The following is a 20,432-nucleotide window of genomic DNA, read 5'->3' as shown; positions in this document are numbered from 1 at the left end:
GACTCATCTACCGCCATCGCCGGCAAGCCAGCTCCCACAGTGGTTTGTAGTGTTTGTTAAGCGGCCACGCGGCTACGACATCACCGCTATCAATCATCCTGTTCAGCCTTAATTCCCACGCCTAGACTCGGCCCATCCCAAAAAAAGGTAGGCCGCCATGACCGAGACGTTGCTCGGTTCCCGCAATCTGGCTTTCGAGCTGTACGAAGTCCTCGATGCCGAGGGCCTGACCCAGCGTGAGCGGTTCGCCGAGCATAATCGCGAAACGTTCGACGCCGCCCTGGGCACCGCTCGCAACATCGCTGAAAAATTCTTCGCGCCGCACAACCGCAAGGGCGACGAGAACGAGCCGCGCTATGAGGACGGTCAGGCGATTCTGATTCCAGAGGTCAAACCGGCGGTGGATGCCTTCCTCGAGGCCGGATTCCTCAACGCCGCGCGCAGTTTCGACGCGGGCGGCATGCAATTGCCAACGTTGTTGTCCCAAGCTTGCTTCGCTCACTTTCAGTCGGCCAACGCGGCATCGACCTCGTACCCGTTCCTGACCATGGGTGCGGCGAACCTGATCGAAAGCTTCGGCACCGACGAGCAAAAGCAGCGCTTCCTGCAACCCATGATCGACGGTCGCTTCTTCGGCACCATGGCCCTGACCGAACCTCACGCAGGCTCGTCGCTGTCGGATATTCGTACACGCGCAGAACCGGCGTCCGACGGCACCTATCGACTCAAGGGCAACAAAATCTTCATTTCCGGTGGCGATCACTCGCTGTCGGAAAATATCGTGCACATGGTGCTGGCAAAACTGCCGGATGCACCGGCCGGGGTGAAGGGCATTTCGCTGTTTATCGTGCCGAAATTTCTGGTCAACGACGATGGCAGCCTGGGCAAGCGCAACGACGTGCTGCTGGCCGGGCTGTTTCACAAGATGGGCTGGCGCGGCACCACCTCCACCGCGCTGAATTTTGGTGATAACGGTGACTGTGTCGGCTACCTCGTCGGCAAGCCGCACCACGGTTTGAGCTACATGTTCCAGATGATGAACGAAGCACGGATCGGCGTCGGTATGGGCGCAGTGATGTTGGGTTACGCCGGTTACCTGTATTCCCTGGAGTACGCCCGCGAGCGGCCACAGGGCCGGGTGCCGGACAGTAAAGACCCGAACACGGCGCCGGTGGCGATCATCCAGCACGCGGACGTCAAACGCATGCTATTGACCCAAAAAGCCTACGTCGAAGGCTCGTTCGACCTTGGGTTATATGCCGCTCGTTTGTTCGATGACACCACCACGCTGGAAACCGAATCCGAACGTAAACAGGCCCATGAGCTGCTCGATTTGCTGACGCCGATCGTCAAATCATGGCCGTCCGAGTTTTGCCTGAAAGCCAACGAACTGGCGATCCAGATTCTTGGCGGTCACGGTTACACCCGTGAGTATCCGGTAGAGCAGTATTACCGCGACAACCGCTTGAACCCGATCCATGAGGGCACCCACGGCATTCAGTCGCTGGACCTGCTGGGACGCAAACTGGCGCAGAACGGGGGGGCCGGGCTCAAGCAACTGATCCGCTTGATCGCCGATACTGCGGAGCGCGCGCAAGCGTACGAATCGCTGACCACCCTGCGTGAGCCACTGGAGAAACTGGTGGCGCGCCTGCAAGCCGTGACCATCGGCCTGCTGACCGATCTTGGCCAGGGCAAAGTCAACAGCAGCCTGGCGAACTCGGCGCTGTACCTGAAGGTATTCGGCCACTCGGTCATCGGCTGGCGCTGGTTGGAACAGGCGATTCGTGCCGAGGAAGGACTGGCCAGAGGCAATGCAGCTGATGTGAGCTTTTACAAAGGAAAGCTGCAGGCGGCGCGGTACTTCCTGACCTGGGAAGTGCCGGGTTGCCACCATGAACTGGCCATTCTTGAGGCTCGGGATGATGTGTGCCTGACGATGCAGGATGAGTGGTTTTGATCAGGTTTAGATCGGTGTAACGACCACAAAAAAGATCGCAGCCTGCGGCAGCTCCTACAGGGAAACGCATTCCAATGTAGGAGCTGCCGCAGGCTGCGATCTCTTGATCTTTTAACTCAACCGAAACCCACCCATCTGCCGCGCCAGATCATCTGCCAAGCGCTGCAATGTCTGACAATCCTCACGACACGCCCTGACCTCCCCCGCTGTCGCTCGAGCCAGATCCGAAATCCCCTGCACGTTTCGGTTGATCTCTTCCGTTACCGCCGACTGCTCTTCCGTCGCCGTCGCGACTTGATGGTTCATGTCGCTAATACGTTCGACCTGCCCGGTTATCGCGGTCAACGATGCCCCGGTGCGCTGACTCGACTCAACCCCCGTGCCGGTCGCCGCTTGCCCGGAATGCATCGATGAAACAGCATTCTGCGCACCTTGCTTGAGGCTGCCGATCATCTGCTGAATCTCATCCGTGGACGACTGCGTGCGCCGCGCCAGCGTCCGTACCTCATCCGCCACCACAGCAAATCCTCGGCCCATTTCACCCGCTCGAGCGGCCTCGATGGCGGCATTGAGCGCCAGCAGATTGGTCTGTTCGGAAATCCCGCGGATCACCGCCAGCACTTGATCGATGGACGCGACCTGATGGGCCAATGCCCCCACAGCACTGGCTGCGAGACCGATTTCGTCGGACATGCTCTCAATGTGCCTGATCGAGCCACCGACCACTTCCCGGGCTTGCATCGCCTCATCCCGCGCATGTTGTGAAGCCACCGCAGCATTGCCGGCGCTCTGGGCAATGTCCTGCACAGTCAGGCCCATTTCGTGAACGGCAGTCGCGACCATGTCGGTCATTTCCTGCTGCCGCCCGGAGCGTTCGGCCGTGTTGTCCACCACTCGCGCCACCTGGTTAACCGCCGTGCGCAGACGCTCGCTGGTGCTCAGCACTTCGCCGATCAACTCGCGCTGACTGTCCAGGAACCGATTGAAACCGCGCGCCAGATCACCCAGCTCATCGGCGCGACCGGCATCGAGTCGGTGAGTCAAATCTCCACCACCGCTACCGATGGCTACCAGCGCCGCTGTTACCTGTCGGATCGGCCGCACCAGCCCACGGGCCAGCAACACGACCAACAGCAAGCACACCAGCGCCACAGCGAGACCGATCCCGGCACTCATCCACATGGCCTGACGGGCTTCGGCATAGATTTGCGACTGCGGCACTTCGGCCACCAACGTCCAGCCCAGATCCCGCAACGGCAGGCTCAGCGCCAGATAATCTTCACCGTCGCGCACAAAACTGCTGTGCGTGGCGGACGCGTTGGAGGAAGCGCGCTGCCCCATCACCGCTTGGGCGCCTGCCGCGCCAATTTGCTCCACTAACGTGCGTTTTCCGCTCAATTGCGCATCAGGATGGACCTGGATCAACCCGTCGGACCGCACGAGATAAACCTTGCCCCGCTGGCCAAAACTGAAATTGTGGATCAACGCCGACAGCTCTTTCATGCTCAGGCCAAGCCCGGCAACGCCCACGACTTTGCCGGCCTGTTCGACCTTGAGATCGATAAACAGCGCCAACTCACCGGTCGCGGCGTCATTGTCGATATTGAGGGTGCGTGACTGAGGGCTGTCGAGGAACGCGTAGAACCAGGCGTCCTTGGGGTTCGAACGACTGAGGGTCCGATCAAGGCCCTTTTCGTTGTAGTAATGACTGGACGCTGTGCCGACTATCAATGCGGTGAAAGCGTCATGCTCGGCGCGGATGCCTTCCAGATAAGTGACGAAGTTTGCAGCCTGGGCGCTGTTTTCACCTTCGGCCAGCCAGTCTCGCACCATGCTGTTGCTGGCAATATCCTTGGCGGCGGTGAGGGGTTGAACGAGGATGCGCTCGATGTCATTGCGCATCGCTTCGATGCTCGACGGCAGCGCCTGTTCGACCAGGTAGCTCTGGGCGAGGCGATTGACCACAAGGGTATAAATGCCAACCACGATCAGCACACTGACCAGCAGGGCGGTGCCCATGCTCAGGATCAGTTGCCATTGAATACTGCGTCGCCAGAACTGCATGGAACACCCCCAAAGAATAAGAGGCTGAAACAATGCAACAGCCGTGCCGATTGTATACAACTCAAACGACAATTTATTCTTTGGTTGTGCGCAAAGCGGATCAGGCCTGATTGATGGTCTTGGCGATCACTTCAACCGTGGCGCTGACTTGCTCTTGGTAACGGTCGAGTTCGAGCTTGTGTTGCTTTTGCATGTCGATCTGCTGGGAACACAGATTCATCGCGGCCAATACGAGCAGCCGGTCACCGATCAGCGTCGGGTACTTCTTTTTGGTGTCGGCCAGTGCAGCCTTCAACATTAACGCGGCGTCCAGCAGGGTTTGCTCTTCCCCGGCCGGCGCCCTGATCGAATAGTCCTCCCCCAGGATCGAGACGACTTTTACCCCTGCGGCGCCCTGATTCATGCGCTGACTGGGCCGGCGCTTACGCGCTCAACCAGGGCCTGGATGCGGGCAGCGGTGGCGCCTTGTTTTTCTTCCTGTTCCATCAGGCTCAACTGCAGGCTTTCGTTTTCATCCTTGGCCTGAGCCAGTTCTGCGCTCAGGGTCTGATTAGTGCCGAGCAGGGTCTGGTTCTGTTGTACCAGTTCGCTGACCAGCTGTTCCAATTGGCTAAGGGATGCTTCCAACATTTTGATTTTCCAAGCATTTTCAAGGGGCGCGTACGATAAAGAAAAGTCACCACGGATGCCAGGGTTATTCAGGCGCAAAGCCTTGATTTTCCTGGCGGGCGGCCTTCCTCGCGAGTTTTAAAGACTGTGATTGACCCATCTGGTTCCTGCACTTCGTCGCCGAGCCCGTTGTGCGACAAAAACGCGCAGGCGCTCAAGACTTTAGTCGTAGGACCGATAAGCACTTCATACGTCAGCCTCAGCGCCGCATAAATGCGCTTTTCCCGGTAAATACCATGTCCCTTCGTAATATGAATATCGCTCCGCGGGCGTTCCTCGGCTTCGCCCTGATTGGCGGTTTGATGCTGGTTTTGGGGGTATTTGCCTTGAATCAGATGAGCAAGATCCGCGCGGCCGGTGAAGACATTGCTTCGGCGAGCGTGCCGAGCGTGAAAAGCCTCGACGAATTCACTCAACTGACCCTGCGCCTGCGGGTGCTGTCCTATCGCCTGCTGATCAACCGCGAACCCGACGTACAGCAAAAGACCTTTGAGCTGTTCGAGATGCGCAACCAACAGATTCGCGACGCACAAAAAGTCTACGAGCCGCTGATCGATGGTCCGCGCGAACGTGCAGCCTATGATCAATACCTGCAATTGCTGGCGCAGTACCGCCAACTTGAAGACCAGATGAAGAGCCTGTCGCGCAACAACCAGGTCGAAGACTTGCGCAAGTTGCTGAATACCGAATTGCTCACCAACTCCGAAGCCGTTAACGCCGCACTCGCGAAGTTGCTTGAGATCAACACTCAGCAAATCGAAGAAACCAATCAAGAAGCCGCCGACCAGTATTCATCGGCCTTCAACCTGGTCGTTGCGCTGCTGGTCCTCGCCACGGGCCTGACCTGCCTGTTCGCCTGGTTGCTGACCAACAGCATTACCAAGCCGATCGCCAATGCCTTGAGCGCCGCCGAAGCCATTGCCGAGGGCAACCTGACTCGCCCGATCACCGTTGATGGCGAGGATGAAGCGGGCCGCTTGCTGCTGGCCATGTCAAAAATGCAGGACAAGCTGCGCGACACGCTGCAGCGGATTTCAGGTTCCGCCACGCAACTGGCCTCCGCCGCCGAAGAGCTCAACAGCGTCACCGACGAAAGCGCCCGTGGCCTGACTCAGCAAAACAATGAAATCGAACAGGCCGCGACGGCGGTCAACGAAATGACCAGCGCCGTGGAAGAAGTTGCCCGCAACGCTGTCAGCACGTCCGAAGCCTCGAAGAACGCCACCACTTCCGCCGGCGATGGCCGTGACCTGGTGCAGGAAACCGTCAGCGCCATCGAACGCATGAGTGCCGACGTACAGAGCACTGCCACGTTGATCGGCGACCTGGCCAATGAGTCTCGCGACATCGGCAAGGTGCTCGATGTTATTCGTGGCCTGGCCGACCAGACCAACCTCCTGGCCTTGAACGCGGCGATTGAAGCCGCTCGTGCCGGTGAAGCCGGTCGTGGTTTTGCGGTGGTGGCGGATGAGGTGCGTGCGTTGGCTCATCGCACCCAGCAGTCGACCAGCGAAATTGAACGCATGATCGGCAGCATCCAGGGCGGCACCGAGCATGCGGTGAATTCGATGCGTAACAGCACCGAGCGTGCAGAGTCGACCTTGAACATCGCGCGGGGCGCCGGCCTGTCGCTGGACACGATCAACACTGCCATCGTCGAGATCAACGAGCGCAACCTGGTGATCGCCAGCGCAGCAGAAGAACAGGCGCAGGTTGCACGAGAAGTGGATCGCAATCTGGTGAACATCCGGGATTTGTCAGTGCAGTCGGCAACGGGCGCGAACCAGACGAGCGCGGCGAGCAACGAACTGTCGCGGTTGGCGCTGGATCTTAACAATATGGTTGGGCGGTTTAGCCTCTAAGAACGCACCGAAATCTCTGTGGTGAGGGGGCTTTTCTCTGGATGAGTGAATTTACCTGTGGTGAGGGGATTTATCCCCGTTCGGCGGCGAAGCCGTCGCAAGACCTGTTTACCCGGTATGCCTGAAGAAACGCAGGGGCCGCTTCGCAGCCCAACGGGGATAAATCCCCTCACCACCGATAAATCCCCTAACCACAGGCAAATCCCCTAACCACAGGTAAATCCTCTAACCACAGATCAATCTCCTCATACAACGAAATCCCAAAACCACAGATTAATCCCCTCATACAACGAAATCCCCTCACCCCAGATCAATGCCTTGCCACCGTGATTTCACCCCGCGTCCCGGGTGTCATCGGAATTCTGCAAAACCTTTTTGACAGCATCACATTTCAACAGGTTAGAATCGCTGGCACGCAGACTGCATGGTCAGTTTGTGCCCGCCTTTCAGCTTTTCTGGAGTACTGCCTTTGAATGCGACGACCATCAACAGCCTGTTCTTGATCGGCGCGTTGCTGGTAGGTGCGAGCATTCTGGTGAGCTCACTTTCGTCCCGCCTCGGCATCCCGATTCTGGTCATCATTCTTGCCGTCGGCATGGCCGCCGGTGTCGATGGTGGCGGCATTATTTTCGATAACTACCCAACGGCCTATCTGGTCGGCAACCTCGCACTGGCGGTCATTTTGCTCGACGGTGGGTTGCGCACCCGAGTGTCCAGTTTCCGCGTGGCGTTATGGCCGGCGCTCTCGCTGGCCACGGTCGGGGTATTGATTACTACCGGACTGACCGGCATGGCAGCCGCCTGGCTGTTCAACCTGAACATGATTCAGGGGCTGCTGATCGGCGCCATCGTCGGCTCCACCGATGCCGCGGCGGTGTTCTCGCTACTGGGCGGTAAAGGCCTGAACGAGCGGGTCACCGCCAGCCTCGAGATCGAGTCCGGCAGCAACGACCCGATGGCGGTGTTCCTCACTGTGACCCTGATCGACATGCTCGCCAGCGGCCAGACCGGTTTGCATTGGAGCTTGCTGACGCACCTGTTGCGCGAGTTCGGGATCGGCGGCGTCATCGGCCTTGGTGGCGGCTGGGTCATGCTGCAACTGGTCAACCGAATCAACCTGGCCAACGGTCTCTACCCGATTCTGGTGATAGCCGGAGGCCTGGTGATCTTCGCCCTGACCAACGCCCTGCACGGCAGCGGTTTCCTTGCGGTGTACCTGTGCGGTCTGGTGATCGGCAATCGCCCGGTGCGCAGTCGCCACGGGATTTTGCACATGCTCGACGGCATGGCCTGGCTGGCACAGATCGGGATGTTCCTCGTACTTGGCCTGTTGGTGACCCCCCACGATTTGCTGCCCATCGCCCTGCCCGCCCTCGGGTTGGCGCTGTGGATGATTCTGTTTGCGCGGCCACTGTCGGTGGTCGTCGGGCTGCTCCCGTTCAAAGCGTTCCATGGCCGCGAGAAAGCCTTTATTTCCTGGGTGGGCCTGCGCGGAGCGGTCCCGATCATTCTGGCGGTGTTTCCGCTGATGGCCGGGCTGCCCAATGCCCAGCTCTATTTCAACCTCGCGTTCTTTATCGTGCTGGTGTCGCTGCTGGTTCAGGGCACAAGCCTGCCGTGGGTGGCGAAGCTTTTGAAGGTCACCGTGCCGCCAGAACCTGCGCCTATCTCTCGCGCCGCTCTGGAAGTCCACGTGACCAGCGAGTGGGAGCTGTTCGTTTATCGCCTCGGCGCCGAAAAATGGTGCATCGGTTCGCCCCTTCGTGACTTGAAAATGCCCGAAGGCACACGTATCGCAGCCCTGTTTCGTGGTCAACAACTGCTCCATCCGTCGGGTAGTACCGTGCTCGAAGTCGATGATTTACTGTGTGTTATCGGCCATGAACACAACCTTCCGGCCCTCGGAAAACTCTTCAGCCAAGCGCCGCAACGGGGTCTGGATTTGCGCTTCTTCGGCGACTTCGTGCTCGAAGGAGATGCCCAGCTGGCCGCGGTTGCTGCCCTGTACGGGCTGAAGGTCGAAGGCATCGATCCGGACATGTCACTCGGCCACTTCATCGCGCAGAAAGTGGGCGGTGCGCCAGTAGTGGGCGACCAGGTCGAGTGGAACAGCACCATCTGGACAGTCGCGGTCATGGACGGGAACAAGATTGGTAAAGTGGGCGTCAGATTCCCCGAAGGAAGTCGCCCGGGTCCGGGACTCTTCCTCTAAACTCCCTACTTCGTCAGCTTTCGATCGGTCTCTATGTCAACCCTGCGCACCTATTTCTTCATGGCCCTGCTGGGCTTGAGCCTCACGGTCGGTACGTTGCAAGCCGCCGAACCACCTTCCAGCGAAGCCGTGCAAGCAAGCCTGGACAAGATCGCCGATCGCAAACTGCCGGAAGCCGATCAGAAAGCCCTGCAAAGCATCCTGCAAAACACGCTGACCCAGCTAAACAATAAGCGTGATTACGAGCAGAAGCTGATCGATCTCAAGCAGCAACTGGCGACCGCCCCCAAGCAGAACATCGAGAATCAGCGTGAACTGACCCGGTTGAAGGGCACCAAGGTGCTGCCGGTGGAGCAACGCTTCGCCAACCTGTCGATTCAGCAACTTGAGCAGATGCTCACCGAGCGCTCTACCCAGCAAAGCGATCTGCAAAAGGCATTGGCCGATGCCAACAGCCTGGTCATCACGGCCCAAACCCGTCCCGAGCGCGCCCAGGCGGAAATCTCCGCCAGCCAGACGCGCATCCAGCAGATCAACAACACCCTCAAGGCCGGCAAGGACAACGGCAAGGCCCTGAGCGGCGAGCAGCGCGACCAGCTCAATGCCGAGCTTGCCGCCCTCAATGCCCTGATCCCGCTGCGACGCCAGGAACTGGCCGGCAACAGCCAGTTGCAGGACCTGGGGAACAGCCAGCATGACTTGCTCTCGGAGAAATCTGATCGTCTGGATCAAGAGATCCAGGAACTGCAGAACCTGATCAACCAGAAGCGCCTGGCCCAGTCCCAGGAAACCGTCACGCAGCAGTCCATCGAAGCCCAAAAGTCCGGTGGCAGTAGCCTGCTGGCCACTGAAAGCTCGATCAACCTGAAGCTGTCCGACTACCTGCTCAAAAGTACTGACCGCCTCAACATCGTCACCCAGCAAAACCTGCAAACCAAACAGCAACTGGACAGCGTCACCCAGAGCGATTCGGCACTGGACGAACAGATCAATGTGCTCAAAGGCAGCTTGCTGCTCTCCAAGATTCTCTACAAACAGAAACAAGCCCTGCCGCGCCTCAAGCTCGACCGCGACCTCGCGGACCAGATCGCCGACATTCGCCTGTATCAGTTTGATGTCAGCCAGCAACGCGAACTGCTGAGCAATCCGGCCACTTACGTTGACAACTTGCTGGCGACTCAACCGCCGGAGCAAGTCACCCCGCAACTGCGCAAGAGCCTGATGGAACTGGCCAACACCCGCGCCGATTTGCTGGAGCGTTTGAACCGCGAATTGAGCGCAGTGCTCAATGAATCCATCACGCTGCAACTCAATCAGAAACAACTGCTGAGTACCGCGCAGAGCTTGCGCGCAACCCTCGACGAGCAGATGTTCTGGATCCCCAGCAACAAACCGCTGGATTTCGAGTGGATGCACAGCGTGCCGGAGCGCCTGCAGCGTCAGGTCACGACCCTGCCCTGGGCCTCCAGCGTAAGCGAGCTGTACGACGGTCTGACCCAGCGACCGCTGCTGTTCCTGCCGCTGGCGTTGTTGATCGGCGCGCTGCTGTGGCGTCGCAAGAGCCTGTATGCCCGCCTGAACAAGGTTCACCAGGACATCGGTCACTTCAAGCGTGACAGTCAGTTGCACACGCCGCAGGCGATCCTGATCAATATCCTGCTGGCGATGCCGGTTTCCCTCGCCCTCGCCTTATGTGGCCTGGCCTTGCAGATCGATGCTCGCGGTCAAAACGCCAACATGGGCGCGGCACTGTTGCAAATGGCGCAGGCCTGGCTGGTGTTCTACACCGCCTACCGGATTCTCGCGCCGGGTGGCGTGGCAGAGCTGCACTTCCGTTGGGAAAAGCCCCAGGTCGAATTCCTGCAAGGCTGGGTCCGCCGACTCGGGCTGGTAGTGATGGCGCTGGTTGCCGTAGTGGCGGTTGCCGAGCTGCAACCGGCGGCGCTGGCGGATGACGTGCTCGGCATGCCGGTGGTCCTCACCTGTTATGCGCTGATGGCCTGGCTGCTCAGCCGTCTGCTGATCAGCAGCCCGACTCACGAGAATGCCTCACTGTTCCGCAAGGCTGTGGGGATCATGTTCACGGCGTTGCCGATAGCGTTGTTCGTGGCGGTGTGCTTCGGCTACTACTACACCGCGCTGAAACTCAGCGATCGGCTGATCAACACCCTTTACCTGCTGATGTTCTGGCTGGTGATCGAAGCGACCTTCGTCCGCGGCCTCAGCGTTGCAGCCCGACGCCTGGCCTATCAGCGTGCCTTGGCCAAACGCCAGGCCGCCAAAGAGGCCGGCGATGGCGAAGCGGTGATTGAAGAGCCGACGCTGGACATCGAAAAGGTCAACGAACAGTCCTTGCGCCTGATCCGCCTGGCGCTGCTCGGTGGGTTCATGGCCGCGCTGTATTGGGTCTGGTCGGACCTGATCTCGGTGTTTTCGTACCTTGACAACATTACCCTCTACGAATACACCAGCGGCACCGGCGCCAACATGAGCATGGTGCCGATCAGTATCGGCGACATGCTCGGGGCGCTGATCATTATCGGCATCACCTTCGCCCTTGCGCGCAACTTGCCGGGGCTTCTGGAGGTTCTGGTGCTGTCCAAGCTGAACCTCGCCCAGGGTAGCGCCTACGCCACGACTACTTTGCTGTCCTATGTGATCGCCGGCATCGGCTTCGTTTCCACCCTGTCGACCCTCGGTGTGAGCTGGGACAAGCTGCAATGGCTGGTAGCGGCGCTGTCGGTGGGGCTTGGTTTCGGGATGCAGGAGATTTTTGCGAACTTCATCTCCGGGATCATGATCCTGTTCGAACGCCCGGTGCGGATCGGCGACACGATCACCATCGGCAACCTGTCGGGCACCGTGAGCAAGATACGTATTCGCGCCACGACCATCACCGACTTCGACCGCAAGGACATCATTGTCCCGAACAAGACGTTCATCACCGGGCAATTGATCAACTGGTCCCTGACCGACACCATCACCCGTGTCACGCTCAAGCTCGGCGTCGATTACGGCTCGGACCTGGACCTGGTCAAAGAGCTGCTGCTCAAGGCCGCCAGGGAAAACCCGCGCGTCCTGAAAGATCCGGAACCCCACGTGTATTTCCTGAACTTCGGCGAAAGCACGCTCGACCATGAGCTGCGCATGCACGTGCGGGACCTCGGTGACCGTAACCCGGTACTCGACGAGGTCAACCGCTTCATCAATCGCGAGTTCAAAAAGCAGCACATCAACATCTCGTTCCGGCAGATGGAGGTTTACCTCAAGAACCTTCACGGCCAGGAATACAAAATGGTGCCGATCGAGCCGGAAACCAAAACCATCGTGCCGCTGGTCGATGGCAAACCGCCGCAAGAGCCTCCCGCCGCCAAGCTCGACTAACCCGCTTATCCCTAGCAGAATGCTCGGACATTCTGCTGGAGATGGCCGGTGAAAGCCCTCGACGAACTGACCTTCGATAACCGCTTCGCCCGTCTGGGCGATGCCTTTAGCGCTCATGTGCTGCCTGAACCCATCGACAACCCTCGACTGGTGGTGGCCAGCCCCGCCGCCATGGCGCTGCTTGATCTCGAACCGGCCGTGGCCGACACCCCGGAGTTCGCCGAGTTGTTCAGCGGCCACAAGCTCTGGGCGGACGCGGTGCCGAGGGCAATGGTCTATTCCGGTCACCAGTTTGGCTCCTACAACCCCCAATTGGGCGACGGTCGCGGGTTGCTGCTGGGTGAGGTCTACAACGAAGCCGGGGAACACTGGGATTTACACCTGAAAGGCGCCGGTCAGACGCCCTTCTCGCGCATGGGTGATGGACGGGCAGTATTGCGCTCGTCGATCCGCGAGTTTCTGGCGTCTGAAGCGCTGAACGCCCTGAACATTCCCACCACCCGGGCGCTGTGCGTGATCGGTTCAGACACCCCGGTCTGGCGCGAGAAACAGGAGCGCGCGGCCATGGTCCTGCGCCTGGCGCCGAGCCATATCCGTTTCGGGCATTTCGAATATTTCTACTACACCAAGCGCCCCGAGCAGCAGAACGAACTGGGCCAGCACGTCCTGGCCATGCACTTCGCGGAATGCCTCGAACAACCGGAGCCGTACCTGGCGATGTTCCGGGAAATCGTCGAGCGCAATGCCGAGCTGATCGCCAAATGGCAAGCCTATGGTTTCTGCCACGGCGTGATGAACACCGACAACATGTCGATCCTGGGCATCACCTTCGACTTCGGTCCGTTTGCATTCCTCGATGACTTCGACGCCAACTTCATCTGCAACCATTCTGATGACCAAGGCCGCTACTCCTTCAGCAACCAGGTACCGATTGGCCAGTGGAACCTCAGCGCCCTCGCCCAGGCACTGACACCGTTCATCAGCGTCGAAGCCCTGCGCGAAACACTGGGTTTGTACCTGCCGCTGTATCAGGCCCATTATCTGGACCTTATGCGCCGTCGCCTCGGCCTCACCACCGCCGAAGACGATGACCAGAAACTGCTCGAACAGCTGCTGCAACTGATGCAAAACAGCGGCGTCGACTACAGCCTGTTCTTCCGTCGCCTGGGCGACGAAGCACCGCAACTGGCGGTCGCCCGACTTCGCGATGACTTCGTCGACATCAAAGGCTTCGATGCATGGGCCGAGCGCTATGTGGCCCGGGTGGCGCGTGAAGGAGAGATTGACCAGCCGCAGCGCCGCGAGCGGATGCACGCCGTGAACCCGCTCTACATCCTGCGCAACTATCTGGCGCAGAAAGCCATCGATGCGGCAGAGGGCGGCGATTACTCAGAGGTTCGCCGTTTGCATGCGGTGCTGAGCAAGCCGTTCGAGGAACAACCGGGGATGGAACGTTACGCCGAACGGCCGCCGGAGTGGGGCAAGCATCTGGAGATTAGTTGTTCGTCCTAATCGTGCTTAAACCAATGGATCGATGGCGCTGACGACTCGGCTGACAATGTCCGCCATCGTCGCATCGTCGAGTCGCTCGATGAACTTGGCAGAACCATCCCGGACACGCTGTTCGATGTCAAAACTGCGTACCTGATTACAGACGGCCACACCGTTTGTTTCATGGCCGGAAATGATGACGGCCAAGCCGGTGTTTCGACTGAAACTTCCACCGCTGGTCACCGGCACGGTCATGCTGACACCCAGTGCATTGATTTCTCTTGGTGTTATAACGACGAAGCGATGTCGATTCATCATCTCTCGCCCCGCTACCGGATTTGGGTCAATCCAGTAAACATCGCCACGCTGTGGTGCTTGACGACGAACCATCAACCCAGCTCCCGGCCAACTGGATCACCTTCGCGTGCAGACGCGGTCAATGCGTTCAGCTCAGACATTTCTTCAGAGCCCTCAAGCAGTTCAGCAAGACTGAAGCGTTTACGCGGCGTCGGAGTAACCGGGCGGGCTATCAACTCGCCATCTACTACATTCAGTTCCAACTGGGCTCCTACCTCCAGGTGCAAGAGCTTGAGCAAAGTAGGCGGGAGCGTAATCACCGCAGCACCACCTTGACGGCGTATTTTGGAAGTCACGGACATGGGATAACTCCTATCCGAAGTAGGTGAGATATCGATTGCTCGATAAGTGCGACAAAAGTAGCACGCAGTTGACGGCAAAGCTAACACCTCTAAATTGATTTATGGCCGAAATTGCTCCCCAGCGTAGTTGCCGTTTCAGAAGTGAATGCCTGGAAACTGTTAGCAGTTGCAACTGCCTTCGAGCCTGTGACGAGACGACCCCGACTTGATAAACACAGCCGTCGACTCCACCTCACCGTCACTGATTGCCCGATATTCTGGAGCCCGACATGACCGACCCTCTCCTCATCCCCTGCCCCCACTGCAACGGACTGAACCGCATCCCCGCCGAACGCCTCAACGACCACCCTAAATGCGGCCGCTGCAAGGCCGAGGTGTTGTTGAACAAGCCGTTCGAATTGAAGCAAGGCGATTACGCCAGTCAGATCAAGGGTGATCTGCCGCTGCTGGTGGACGTGTGGGCGGACTGGTGCGGGCCGTGCAAGTCATTTGCGCCGGTGTTCGAGCAGGCGGCTGTGCAACTGGCGGGCAAATGTCGACTGGCCAAGCTGGACAGCGAAGCTAACCAGGCGTTGTCGGCGCAGTTGGGGATTCGCTCGATTCCGAGCCTGATTTTGTTCAAGAACGGCCGGGAAGTGGCCCGCCAGAGCGGAGCGTTTCCGCTGCCACAGCTAATGAGCTGGTTGCGTAGCCAGGGGATTTAAAATCACGGCACATTCAAATGTGCGAGCGAGCCTGCTCGCGATAGGGCCGTAACATCCAACGTCGTTGTTGACTGTTACACCTCAATCGCGAGCAGGCTGCTCCCACATGGGTTCTGTGTTCTCGGTAAATCAGGCGTTTTCGAGAAGGTTATGCAACTCGACAAATTGCTGGGTCAGCTTGTGCCGAGGATCGAGATGAATCAGCGGCGTATTGGCCTGATGGGATTCGCGCATGCGCACCGACGTCCCCAGGTAAACAGGCAGCACCGGCAATCCTTCCGCAATCAACTCGTCGAGAATTTGCTGCGGCAGGCTGGCCCGGGCCTGAAACTGGTTAACGACGATGCCCTCTACTTCCAGCCCCTCGTTATGGTCTTCCTTCAGCTCTTCGATCTCAGCCAGCAAACCGTACAGCGCCTGGCGCGAAAAACTGTCGCAATCGAACGGTATCAACACGCGATCGGCTGCGATCAATGCCGAAACCGCATAGAAATTCAGCGCTGGCGGCGTATCGAGATAGATCCGATCGTAATCTTCGGACAATTCGTCGAGCAGTTTGCGCAGCTTGTTGATCTTGTGTTTCGCCTCAAGTTTGGGCTGCAAATCGGCCAGCTCGGCAGTGGCGGTGATGACATGGAGATTATCGAAAGGGGTTTCGTAGATGTCGACCCTGTTTTTCTTCGAGAACGGCCCGGAAGACAGGGTCTGCTTGAAGAAATCGGCAATGCCCATCGGGATGTCATTACCGGTAAGACCTGTCAGGTACTGAGTGGAGTTTGCCTGGGCATCGAGATCCACCAATAGGGTGCGATAGCCTTCACTGGCGCTGACCGCCGCCAGATTGCAGGCAATGCTGGATTTGCCTACGCCACCTTTTTGATTAAACACCACGCGACGCATGTCAAAACCTCCGTGTATCAAAGAATGACCGAGTGTAGTGGTCTACCACGCCGCTTAGCTACCTCCTCCGTCGCAATATGAATGCTGGCCAAGCGACATCTTTTCCCGAACCAACCGGTACATTTTGTTGAGCAAAATGTAACCAGCATTTGCTACGCGCCCGCCGCACCGGGATAATGCGCGCCACTCGGCGCCTGGCGCCACGCAAGGCATGTCGCTGGTTTGTGACTCACTGCGTCAAAAAAGCCCCAGGGGCGGGATGAATGTCTGTGATCAATTTCAACATCGCCCAATGGCGCGCTTGGGCCCCTGGGCTCGAAAGTGTGGACGACTGGCAGGCCTGGAGCCGCGATCCGGTCGTGCTGCCGAGCAGCGATGCAGCCCCCGACGTCTCTTTTCTACCCGCGATGCAGCGTCGCCGACTCAGCCGTCTGGCGCGGATGGCTTTCAGTGTTGGCTGGCCGTTGGCCGATGGTCTGAAGGATTTACCGCTGGTCTTTATTTCCCGACACGGCGAAACCCCACGCACCTTCGACATCTTGAGTGAACTGGCCGCTGATCAGCCTCTTTCACCGACCCAGTTCAGCCTCTCTGTTCACAACGCGATCATCGGTCTCTGGTCGATCATGCGGGGTGAAACCAGTGAAATGACCGCGCTCGCGGCGGCCGGCGACGGGCTGGAACACGGCATGCTAGAGGCGGCGGCGCTGCTTGAAGAAGGCGCGACCGCGGTGCTGGTGGTGGTCACCGAAGAGCAACCGCCCGAAGCCTACTCGACCTGGATTGACGATGTGCCGTTCCCGTATGCGCTGGGCCTATTACTCACACCCGGTAAAGATTGGCAGCTGTCCCTGAACAGCACCCCACAAGCATTGTCCAAACCCCACTGGCCTCACGCACTGAATCTCTTGCGTACCCTGCTCGGCCAGCAGACCACCTGCCAACATGCCTGGAAAAATCGTGTATGGACCTGGCAACGCAACCAGTAACCGAGAAAGCCCGCGACGCCTATTACTGGCGTCTGCTGGCAACCGCCGCCAGCTTCACCCTCTTCGGGTTGGGCGGGCTGTGCCTGCGCCTGGTGGTTTTCCCGATCCTGAACTGCCTGCCTGGTGATACCCAGACCCACAGGCTGCGGGCAAGGAAAACCGTCAGTCGCTGCTTCTGGTTTTTTGTGCGGTTCATGGCCCGCTCCGGCGTGCTGACCTACAACATTCAGGGCGCCGAAAAGCTCGGCCGGCCAGGGCAGATGATCGTGGCCAATCACCCGTCGCTGATCGACGTAGTGTTTCTGATCGGCCTTGTGCCCCATGCCAACTGCGTGGTCAAAAAAAGCCTGTGGGAAAATCCCTTCACCCGTGGCCCCCTGCGCAGCACCGACTACATCAGTAACGACGGCAGCATGGACATGCTCGATGCCGCCGCCGATGCGCTGAAAAGCGGCCAGACCCTGATCATCTTTCCCGAAGGCACTCGCACCCAGCCCGGTAAACCACCGGCCTTTCATCGGGGGGCCGCGGCAATCGCGCTGCGCGGTGCGAAAATCCTCACTCCGGTGACCATTAAAGTCAGCCCCACGACGCTCACCAAGGCCGAGCCCTGGTATCGCATTCCGAAACGCCGCGTGCACTTCAGTTTCCACGTCGGGGCCGATATAGACCCACAAGCCTTCGCCGCGTGTGGCCCGGCGCCCCAGGCCTCACGCAAGCTCAACGATTTTTTGCATTCTTACTACATTAAGGAGCTCGCCGAAGATGAGCGATCTACACCGTGAAATCAAACAACTGATCATTGACGCCCTGGGCCTCGAAGACATCAGCGCACAAGATATCGGCGACGACCAGACACTGTTCGGTGAAGGCCTGGGCCTGGACTCGGTAGACGCGCTTGAACTCGGCCTGGCGATCCAGAAAAAGTACGGCATCAAAATCGATGCCGATGCGAAGGACACGCGCAATCACTTCAGTAACGTGGCGAGCCTTGCGGCGTTCGTCACCGCAAAACAGGCAGCTTGAGACCGGACCATGCAAACTCGTGACGACATATTCAACACCTTGCGCGATGCCTTGGTCGAACTCTTCGAGCTGGACCCCGAGCGCGTGAGCCTCGAATCCAATCTGTACCAGGACCTGGAAATCGACAGTATCGATGCCGTCGACCTGATCGATCACATCAAGCGTCAAACCGGCAAGAAAATCGCCGCCGAGGAGTTCAAATCGGTGCGTACCGTCAGCGACGTGGTCGAGGCGGTTTACCGCCTGGTTGAACCCGCCGCATGAGCCGATTGATCGGCCTGGGCCTGCTGCTGGCGGGCCTGCTGTACCCTTTCGCGGTGTTTTTCGGCATGGAGCATTTCGCCCCGTGGCAATTTGGTTTGCTACTGGGCAGCTTGTGGCTGGCGCGGGCGCTATTGGGGTCACGCAAGCCAGGCAGCGTGTGGATGGCGATCACCGCGATAACGTTTTGCCTGTTACTGGCCGTGTTCGACAGCCCGCTCTTGCTGCGTTGGTACCCGGTGCTGATCAGCGCATTCATGCTTGGCCTGTTTGGTCTGAGCCTGAAATTCGGTCCGCCGATGGTCGAACGCCTGGCTCGCCTGCGTGAGCCGCATCTGCCGGCCAAGGCCATTGTTTATACCCGCCAGGTGACCATCGTCTGGAGCGTATTTTTTCTGTGTAACGGTTTGCTGGCCGCCGCCCTGACCCTCTGGGCTCCGCTGAGTTGGTGGATGTTGTACACCGGCCTGATCTCCTACGGGTTGATGGGGCTGCTGTTTGCCATTGAATGGCTGATACGCCAACGGGTACGAGGCCACCCATGAATTGGATAAAACTTGAGCATCTGCTGCTCAAGGCTCAACCGGAACGCGCGGTGACGGCCGACCCGGTACTGAATCACGCGCACCTGTGCGCACAGGCATTGAGTCTGGCCGCCGGCCTGAAAGAGCAAGGCGTGCAGCGCGTCGCCGTGCATTTTGAAGACGCAGCGGATCTGGCCATTGCCCTGCTCGGTGCCTGGCGCGCCGGTGTCAGCGTGCTGCTGCCTGCCGATCTGCAACCCCAAACGCGCCAGCGCTGGTCGAGCGACGTCGACCTGTGGCTGACCGATCTGGCAGACGATGGGCACCTGACCGATTATCAACATCCGCCAATGCCCCCTGCCGAACTGGATCTGGACCTTTGTCGGTTGAGCGTGTGTACCTCCGGTTCCAGCGGTGAACCCAAGCGGATCGAGAAAACCCTTCGTCAACTGGCCAATGAAGTCCAAGCGCTGGAAGCGCTCTGGGGCGTGGACCTGGGCGAGGCTTGCATCATCTCGAGCGTCGCCACCCAGCATATTTATGGATTGCTGTTCAGGGTGCTGTGGCCGCTGTGCGCCGCACGCCCGTTCGTGCGCACGCAACTGGCCTTCCCGGAGGACCTGCAACGCGCCAGCCGCGAACAGGGCACCTTCGCCTGGGTCGCCAGCCCGGCGCTGCTCAAGCGTATGGGCGACAACCTCGACTGGCCAGCCTTGAGCGCGGTGCGTCGGGTGTTCTCATCCGGCGGCGCCTTACCGGCCGAGGCCGCGCAACGTTTGCATCAGCGCTTGCAACAGTGGCCGACAGAAATTCTCGGCAGCTCGGAAACGGGGGGTATTGCCTGGCGTCAGGCAGATGACCTGTGGCGACCCTTTACCGGTGTCGAGCTGAGCCAGGACAGCGACGGCGCGCTGCTTGTCGCTTCGCCTTATCTGCCTCCCGGTCATACCGAACACACTGCGGATGCTGCGCGAATCGCTGCCGACGGCCGATTCGAATTGCTGGGGCGGCTGGACCGAATCGTCAAACTCGAAGAGAAACGTATCTCGCTTCCGATGCTCGAACACGCCCTGATGGCCCACGGCTGGGTGGCTGAAGCGCGCCTTGGCGTGGTGCAGGAAAACCGCGCCTCATTGGGCGCGCTGCTGGTGCTGAGCGAGTCCGGCCTGCATGCCTTGCGCAATCAAGGCCGGCGCACACTCACTGAAGCACTGCGTCAGCACCTGAGCCAGCACTGCGAAACCCTGGCGCTGCCGCGACGCTGGCGTCTTTTGCGACAACTGCCGCTGAACGCGCAGGGCAAGCTGCCGCAAGGCCAGGTCGAAGCATTGCTGTTGGCGCCGCGTCCGAAAACACCGGAGGTGCTCGAACAGGTTGAGGTCGAGGGTGAGTGGAGCCTGCAACTGGCGGTGCCACCGGACCTCGCCTTCTTCAGTGGTCATTTCCCGCAGACGCCCGTGTTACCGGGCGTGGTGCAGGTGGATTGGGCGTTAAGCTTTGGTCAGCAACTGATGAACCTGCCGGAAAAATTTGCCGGCATGGAAGTCCTGAAGTTTCAGCAACTGGTGCGTCCTGGGGATGAAGTGCAACTGCATCTGCGCTTCGACCCGGTACGCAGCAAATTGTATTTCGCCTATCGCAACGAGACCGCGACCTGTTCAAGCGGGCGGATTTTGCTGGAGGCCAATGGTGGGTAATGTACGATCCCCTGTAGCAGCTGCCGAAGG

18 protein-coding genes and 2 pseudogenes are annotated in these 20,432 nt (G+C 59.2%); 13 read left to right on the top strand and 7 right to left on the bottom strand.

Translation table 11 applies throughout. The features are described from left to right. Window positions 1-157 precede the first annotated feature (157 nt). A complete protein-coding gene (locus AC3ZVB_RS06880) occupies window positions 158-1,960 on the top strand; it encodes an acyl-CoA dehydrogenase (RefSeq protein ID WP_490146139.1) in 1,803 nt (600 codons plus the stop codon). A gap of 111 nt (window positions 1,961-2,071) precedes the next feature. Here AC3ZVB_RS06880 and AC3ZVB_RS06875 read toward each other — a convergent pair whose 3' ends face one another. The 4 genes and pseudogenes from AC3ZVB_RS06875 to AC3ZVB_RS06860 all read right to left on the bottom strand — a co-directional run bounded on the left by AC3ZVB_RS06875 (window position 2,072) and on the right by AC3ZVB_RS06860 (window position 4,654). Next, entirely contained in the window at window positions 2,072-2,803 is a 732-nt protein-coding gene (locus tag AC3ZVB_RS06875) for a methyl-accepting chemotaxis protein (RefSeq protein ID WP_490146242.1), read from the bottom strand. A 132-nt stretch (window positions 2,804-2,935) separates the two neighbouring features. Then, window positions 2,936-3,979, bottom strand: a pseudogene (locus tag AC3ZVB_RS06870) (HAMP domain-containing protein); the annotation flags it as partial. Window positions 3,980-4,124: 145 nt separating this feature from the next. Beyond that, window positions 4,125-4,427, bottom strand: coding sequence for a cell division protein ZapA (locus tag AC3ZVB_RS06865; protein ID WP_162440186.1), 303 nt, complete (start codon window positions 4,425-4,427; stop codon window positions 4,125-4,127). After that, the gene (locus AC3ZVB_RS06860; protein WP_162440185.1) at window positions 4,424-4,654 is read right to left on the bottom strand and encodes a hypothetical protein; all 231 of its coding nucleotides are present in this window, start codon (window positions 4,652-4,654) and stop codon (window positions 4,424-4,426) included. The genes AC3ZVB_RS06865 and AC3ZVB_RS06860 overlap by 4 nt, the downstream gene beginning before the upstream one ends. Window positions 4,655-4,929: 275 nt before the next feature. On the opposite strand from AC3ZVB_RS06860, the pseudogene AC3ZVB_RS06855 reads away from it, so the two are divergent. From AC3ZVB_RS06855 to selO, 5 genes and pseudogenes are all read left to right on the top strand, one after another. Then, window positions 4,930-5,700: pseudogene (locus AC3ZVB_RS06855) on the top strand (MCP four helix bundle domain-containing protein); the annotation flags it as partial. Next, complete coding sequence (locus AC3ZVB_RS06850; RefSeq protein ID WP_490146241.1) at window positions 5,683-6,555, top strand: methyl-accepting chemotaxis protein; 873 nt, start codon at window positions 5,683-5,685, stop codon at window positions 6,553-6,555. The pseudogene AC3ZVB_RS06855 and the gene AC3ZVB_RS06850, both read left to right, overlap by 18 nt. 469 nt (window positions 6,556-7,024) lie before the next feature. Beyond that, on the top strand, window positions 7,025-8,767 hold the full coding sequence (locus AC3ZVB_RS06845; RefSeq protein WP_162440183.1) for a potassium/proton antiporter: 1,743 nt from the start codon (window positions 7,025-7,027) through the stop codon (window positions 8,765-8,767). A 33-nt stretch (window positions 8,768-8,800) separates the two neighbouring features. Beyond that, window positions 8,801-12,151: a mechanosensitive channel MscK gene (gene mscK, locus AC3ZVB_RS06840; RefSeq protein WP_490146138.1), complete on the top strand. Its 3,351-nt coding sequence runs from the start codon at window positions 8,801-8,803 to the stop codon at window positions 12,149-12,151. A gap of 48 nt (window positions 12,152-12,199) precedes the next feature. Next, window positions 12,200-13,663, top strand: a complete 1,464-nt coding sequence (selO, locus tag AC3ZVB_RS06835) for a protein adenylyltransferase SelO (RefSeq protein ID WP_490146137.1) — start codon at window positions 12,200-12,202, stop codon at window positions 13,661-13,663. 6 nt (window positions 13,664-13,669) lie between these two features. Here the strand turns inward: selO and mazF are convergent, their stop codons facing one another. Further along, window positions 13,670-14,032, bottom strand: a complete 363-nt coding sequence (gene mazF / locus AC3ZVB_RS06830; RefSeq protein ID WP_162440180.1) for a type II toxin-antitoxin system toxin MazF — start codon at window positions 14,030-14,032, stop codon at window positions 13,670-13,672. Further along, window positions 14,032-14,301: a type II toxin-antitoxin system antitoxin MazE gene (gene mazE / locus AC3ZVB_RS06825; protein WP_490146136.1), complete on the bottom strand. Its 270-nt coding sequence runs from the start codon at window positions 14,299-14,301 to the stop codon at window positions 14,032-14,034. The genes mazF and mazE overlap by 1 nt, the downstream gene beginning before the upstream one ends. 269 nt (window positions 14,302-14,570) lie before the next feature. Between mazE and trxC the strand changes: the two genes are divergently transcribed. Next, complete coding sequence (gene trxC / locus AC3ZVB_RS06820; protein ID WP_162440178.1) at window positions 14,571-15,005, top strand: thioredoxin TrxC; 435 nt, start codon at window positions 14,571-14,573, stop codon at window positions 15,003-15,005. Window positions 15,006-15,134: 129 nt separating this feature from the next. Here the strand turns inward: trxC and AC3ZVB_RS06815 are convergent, their stop codons facing one another. After that, on the bottom strand, window positions 15,135-15,905 hold the full coding sequence (locus AC3ZVB_RS06815) for a ParA family protein (protein WP_194691634.1): 771 nt from the start codon (window positions 15,903-15,905) through the stop codon (window positions 15,135-15,137). Between the two features lie 263 nt (window positions 15,906-16,168). Here AC3ZVB_RS06815 and AC3ZVB_RS06810 point away from each other — a divergent pair, with 263 nt between their 5' ends. Genes AC3ZVB_RS06810 through AC3ZVB_RS06785 form a run of 6 tightly spaced genes read left to right on the top strand, consistent with a single transcriptional unit; the run spans window position 16,169 to window position 20,402 of the window. Further along, a complete protein-coding gene (locus AC3ZVB_RS06810) occupies window positions 16,169-16,894 on the top strand; it encodes a beta-ketoacyl synthase chain length factor (RefSeq protein WP_162439886.1) in 726 nt (241 codons plus the stop codon). Then, window positions 16,870-17,679, top strand: coding sequence for a lysophospholipid acyltransferase family protein (locus AC3ZVB_RS06805; protein ID WP_194691635.1), 810 nt, complete (start codon window positions 16,870-16,872; stop codon window positions 17,677-17,679). The genes AC3ZVB_RS06810 and AC3ZVB_RS06805 overlap by 25 nt, the downstream gene beginning before the upstream one ends. Beyond that, entirely contained in the window at window positions 17,660-17,920 is a 261-nt protein-coding gene (locus AC3ZVB_RS06800) for a phosphopantetheine-binding protein (RefSeq protein ID WP_122841506.1), read from the top strand. Before AC3ZVB_RS06805 ends, AC3ZVB_RS06800 begins: the two co-directional genes overlap by 20 nt. A gap of 9 nt (window positions 17,921-17,929) precedes the next feature. Next, window positions 17,930-18,184: an acyl carrier protein gene (locus AC3ZVB_RS06795; RefSeq protein ID WP_059408122.1), complete on the top strand. Its 255-nt coding sequence runs from the start codon at window positions 17,930-17,932 to the stop codon at window positions 18,182-18,184. After that, a complete protein-coding gene (locus tag AC3ZVB_RS06790) occupies window positions 18,181-18,726 on the top strand; it encodes a COG4648 family protein (RefSeq protein WP_490146135.1) in 546 nt (181 codons plus the stop codon). Before AC3ZVB_RS06795 ends, AC3ZVB_RS06790 begins: the two co-directional genes overlap by 4 nt. Continuing rightward, complete coding sequence (locus AC3ZVB_RS06785) at window positions 18,723-20,402, top strand: ApeI family dehydratase (protein WP_490146134.1); 1,680 nt, start codon at window positions 18,723-18,725, stop codon at window positions 20,400-20,402. The genes AC3ZVB_RS06790 and AC3ZVB_RS06785 overlap by 4 nt, the downstream gene beginning before the upstream one ends. Window positions 20,403-20,432 lie beyond the last annotated feature (30 nt).

This window comes from Pseudomonas sp. MDV22-iso1, from assembly GCF_058145095.1.
This window is presented reverse-complemented; position numbering and strand designations above follow the sequence as displayed.

What these genes read in the sequence shown, in the direction of transcription:
- AC3ZVB_RS06880 (WP_490146139.1), top strand. Translation starts at nt 158, where the DNA reads ATGACCGAGACGTTGCTCGGTTCCCGCAATCTGGCTTTCGAGCTGTAC.
- AC3ZVB_RS06875 (WP_490146242.1), bottom strand. Translation starts at nt 2,803, where the DNA reads ATGGTCGCGACTGCCGTTCACGAAATGGGCCTGACTGTGCAGGACATT.
- AC3ZVB_RS06865 (WP_162440186.1), bottom strand. Translation starts at nt 4,427, where the DNA reads ATGAATCAGGGCGCCGCAGGGGTAAAAGTCGTCTCGATCCTGGGGGAG.
- AC3ZVB_RS06860 (WP_162440185.1), bottom strand. Translation starts at nt 4,654, where the DNA reads ATGTTGGAAGCATCCCTTAGCCAATTGGAACAGCTGGTCAGCGAACTG.
- AC3ZVB_RS06850 (WP_490146241.1), top strand. Translation starts at nt 5,683, where the DNA reads ATGTCAAAAATGCAGGACAAGCTGCGCGACACGCTGCAGCGGATTTCA.
- mscK (WP_490146138.1), top strand. Translation starts at nt 8,801, where the DNA reads ATGTCAACCCTGCGCACCTATTTCTTCATGGCCCTGCTGGGCTTGAGC.
- mazF (WP_162440180.1), bottom strand. Translation starts at nt 14,032, where the DNA reads ATGGTTCGTCGTCAAGCACCACAGCGTGGCGATGTTTACTGGATTGAC.
- mazE (WP_490146136.1), bottom strand. Translation starts at nt 14,301, where the DNA reads ATGTCCGTGACTTCCAAAATACGCCGTCAAGGTGGTGCTGCGGTGATT.
- trxC (WP_162440178.1), top strand. Translation starts at nt 14,571, where the DNA reads ATGACCGACCCTCTCCTCATCCCCTGCCCCCACTGCAACGGACTGAAC.
- AC3ZVB_RS06815 (WP_194691634.1), bottom strand. Translation starts at nt 15,905, where the DNA reads ATGCGTCGCGTGGTGTTTAATCAAAAAGGTGGCGTAGGCAAATCCAGC.
- AC3ZVB_RS06810 (WP_162439886.1), top strand. Translation starts at nt 16,169, where the DNA reads ATGTCTGTGATCAATTTCAACATCGCCCAATGGCGCGCTTGGGCCCCT.
- AC3ZVB_RS06805 (WP_194691635.1), top strand. Translation starts at nt 16,870, where the DNA reads ATGGACCTGGCAACGCAACCAGTAACCGAGAAAGCCCGCGACGCCTAT.
- AC3ZVB_RS06800 (WP_122841506.1), top strand. Translation starts at nt 17,660, where the DNA reads ATGAGCGATCTACACCGTGAAATCAAACAACTGATCATTGACGCCCTG.
- AC3ZVB_RS06795 (WP_059408122.1), top strand. Translation starts at nt 17,930, where the DNA reads ATGCAAACTCGTGACGACATATTCAACACCTTGCGCGATGCCTTGGTC.
- AC3ZVB_RS06790 (WP_490146135.1), top strand. Translation starts at nt 18,181, where the DNA reads ATGAGCCGATTGATCGGCCTGGGCCTGCTGCTGGCGGGCCTGCTGTAC.
- AC3ZVB_RS06785 (WP_490146134.1), top strand. Translation starts at nt 18,723, where the DNA reads ATGAATTGGATAAAACTTGAGCATCTGCTGCTCAAGGCTCAACCGGAA.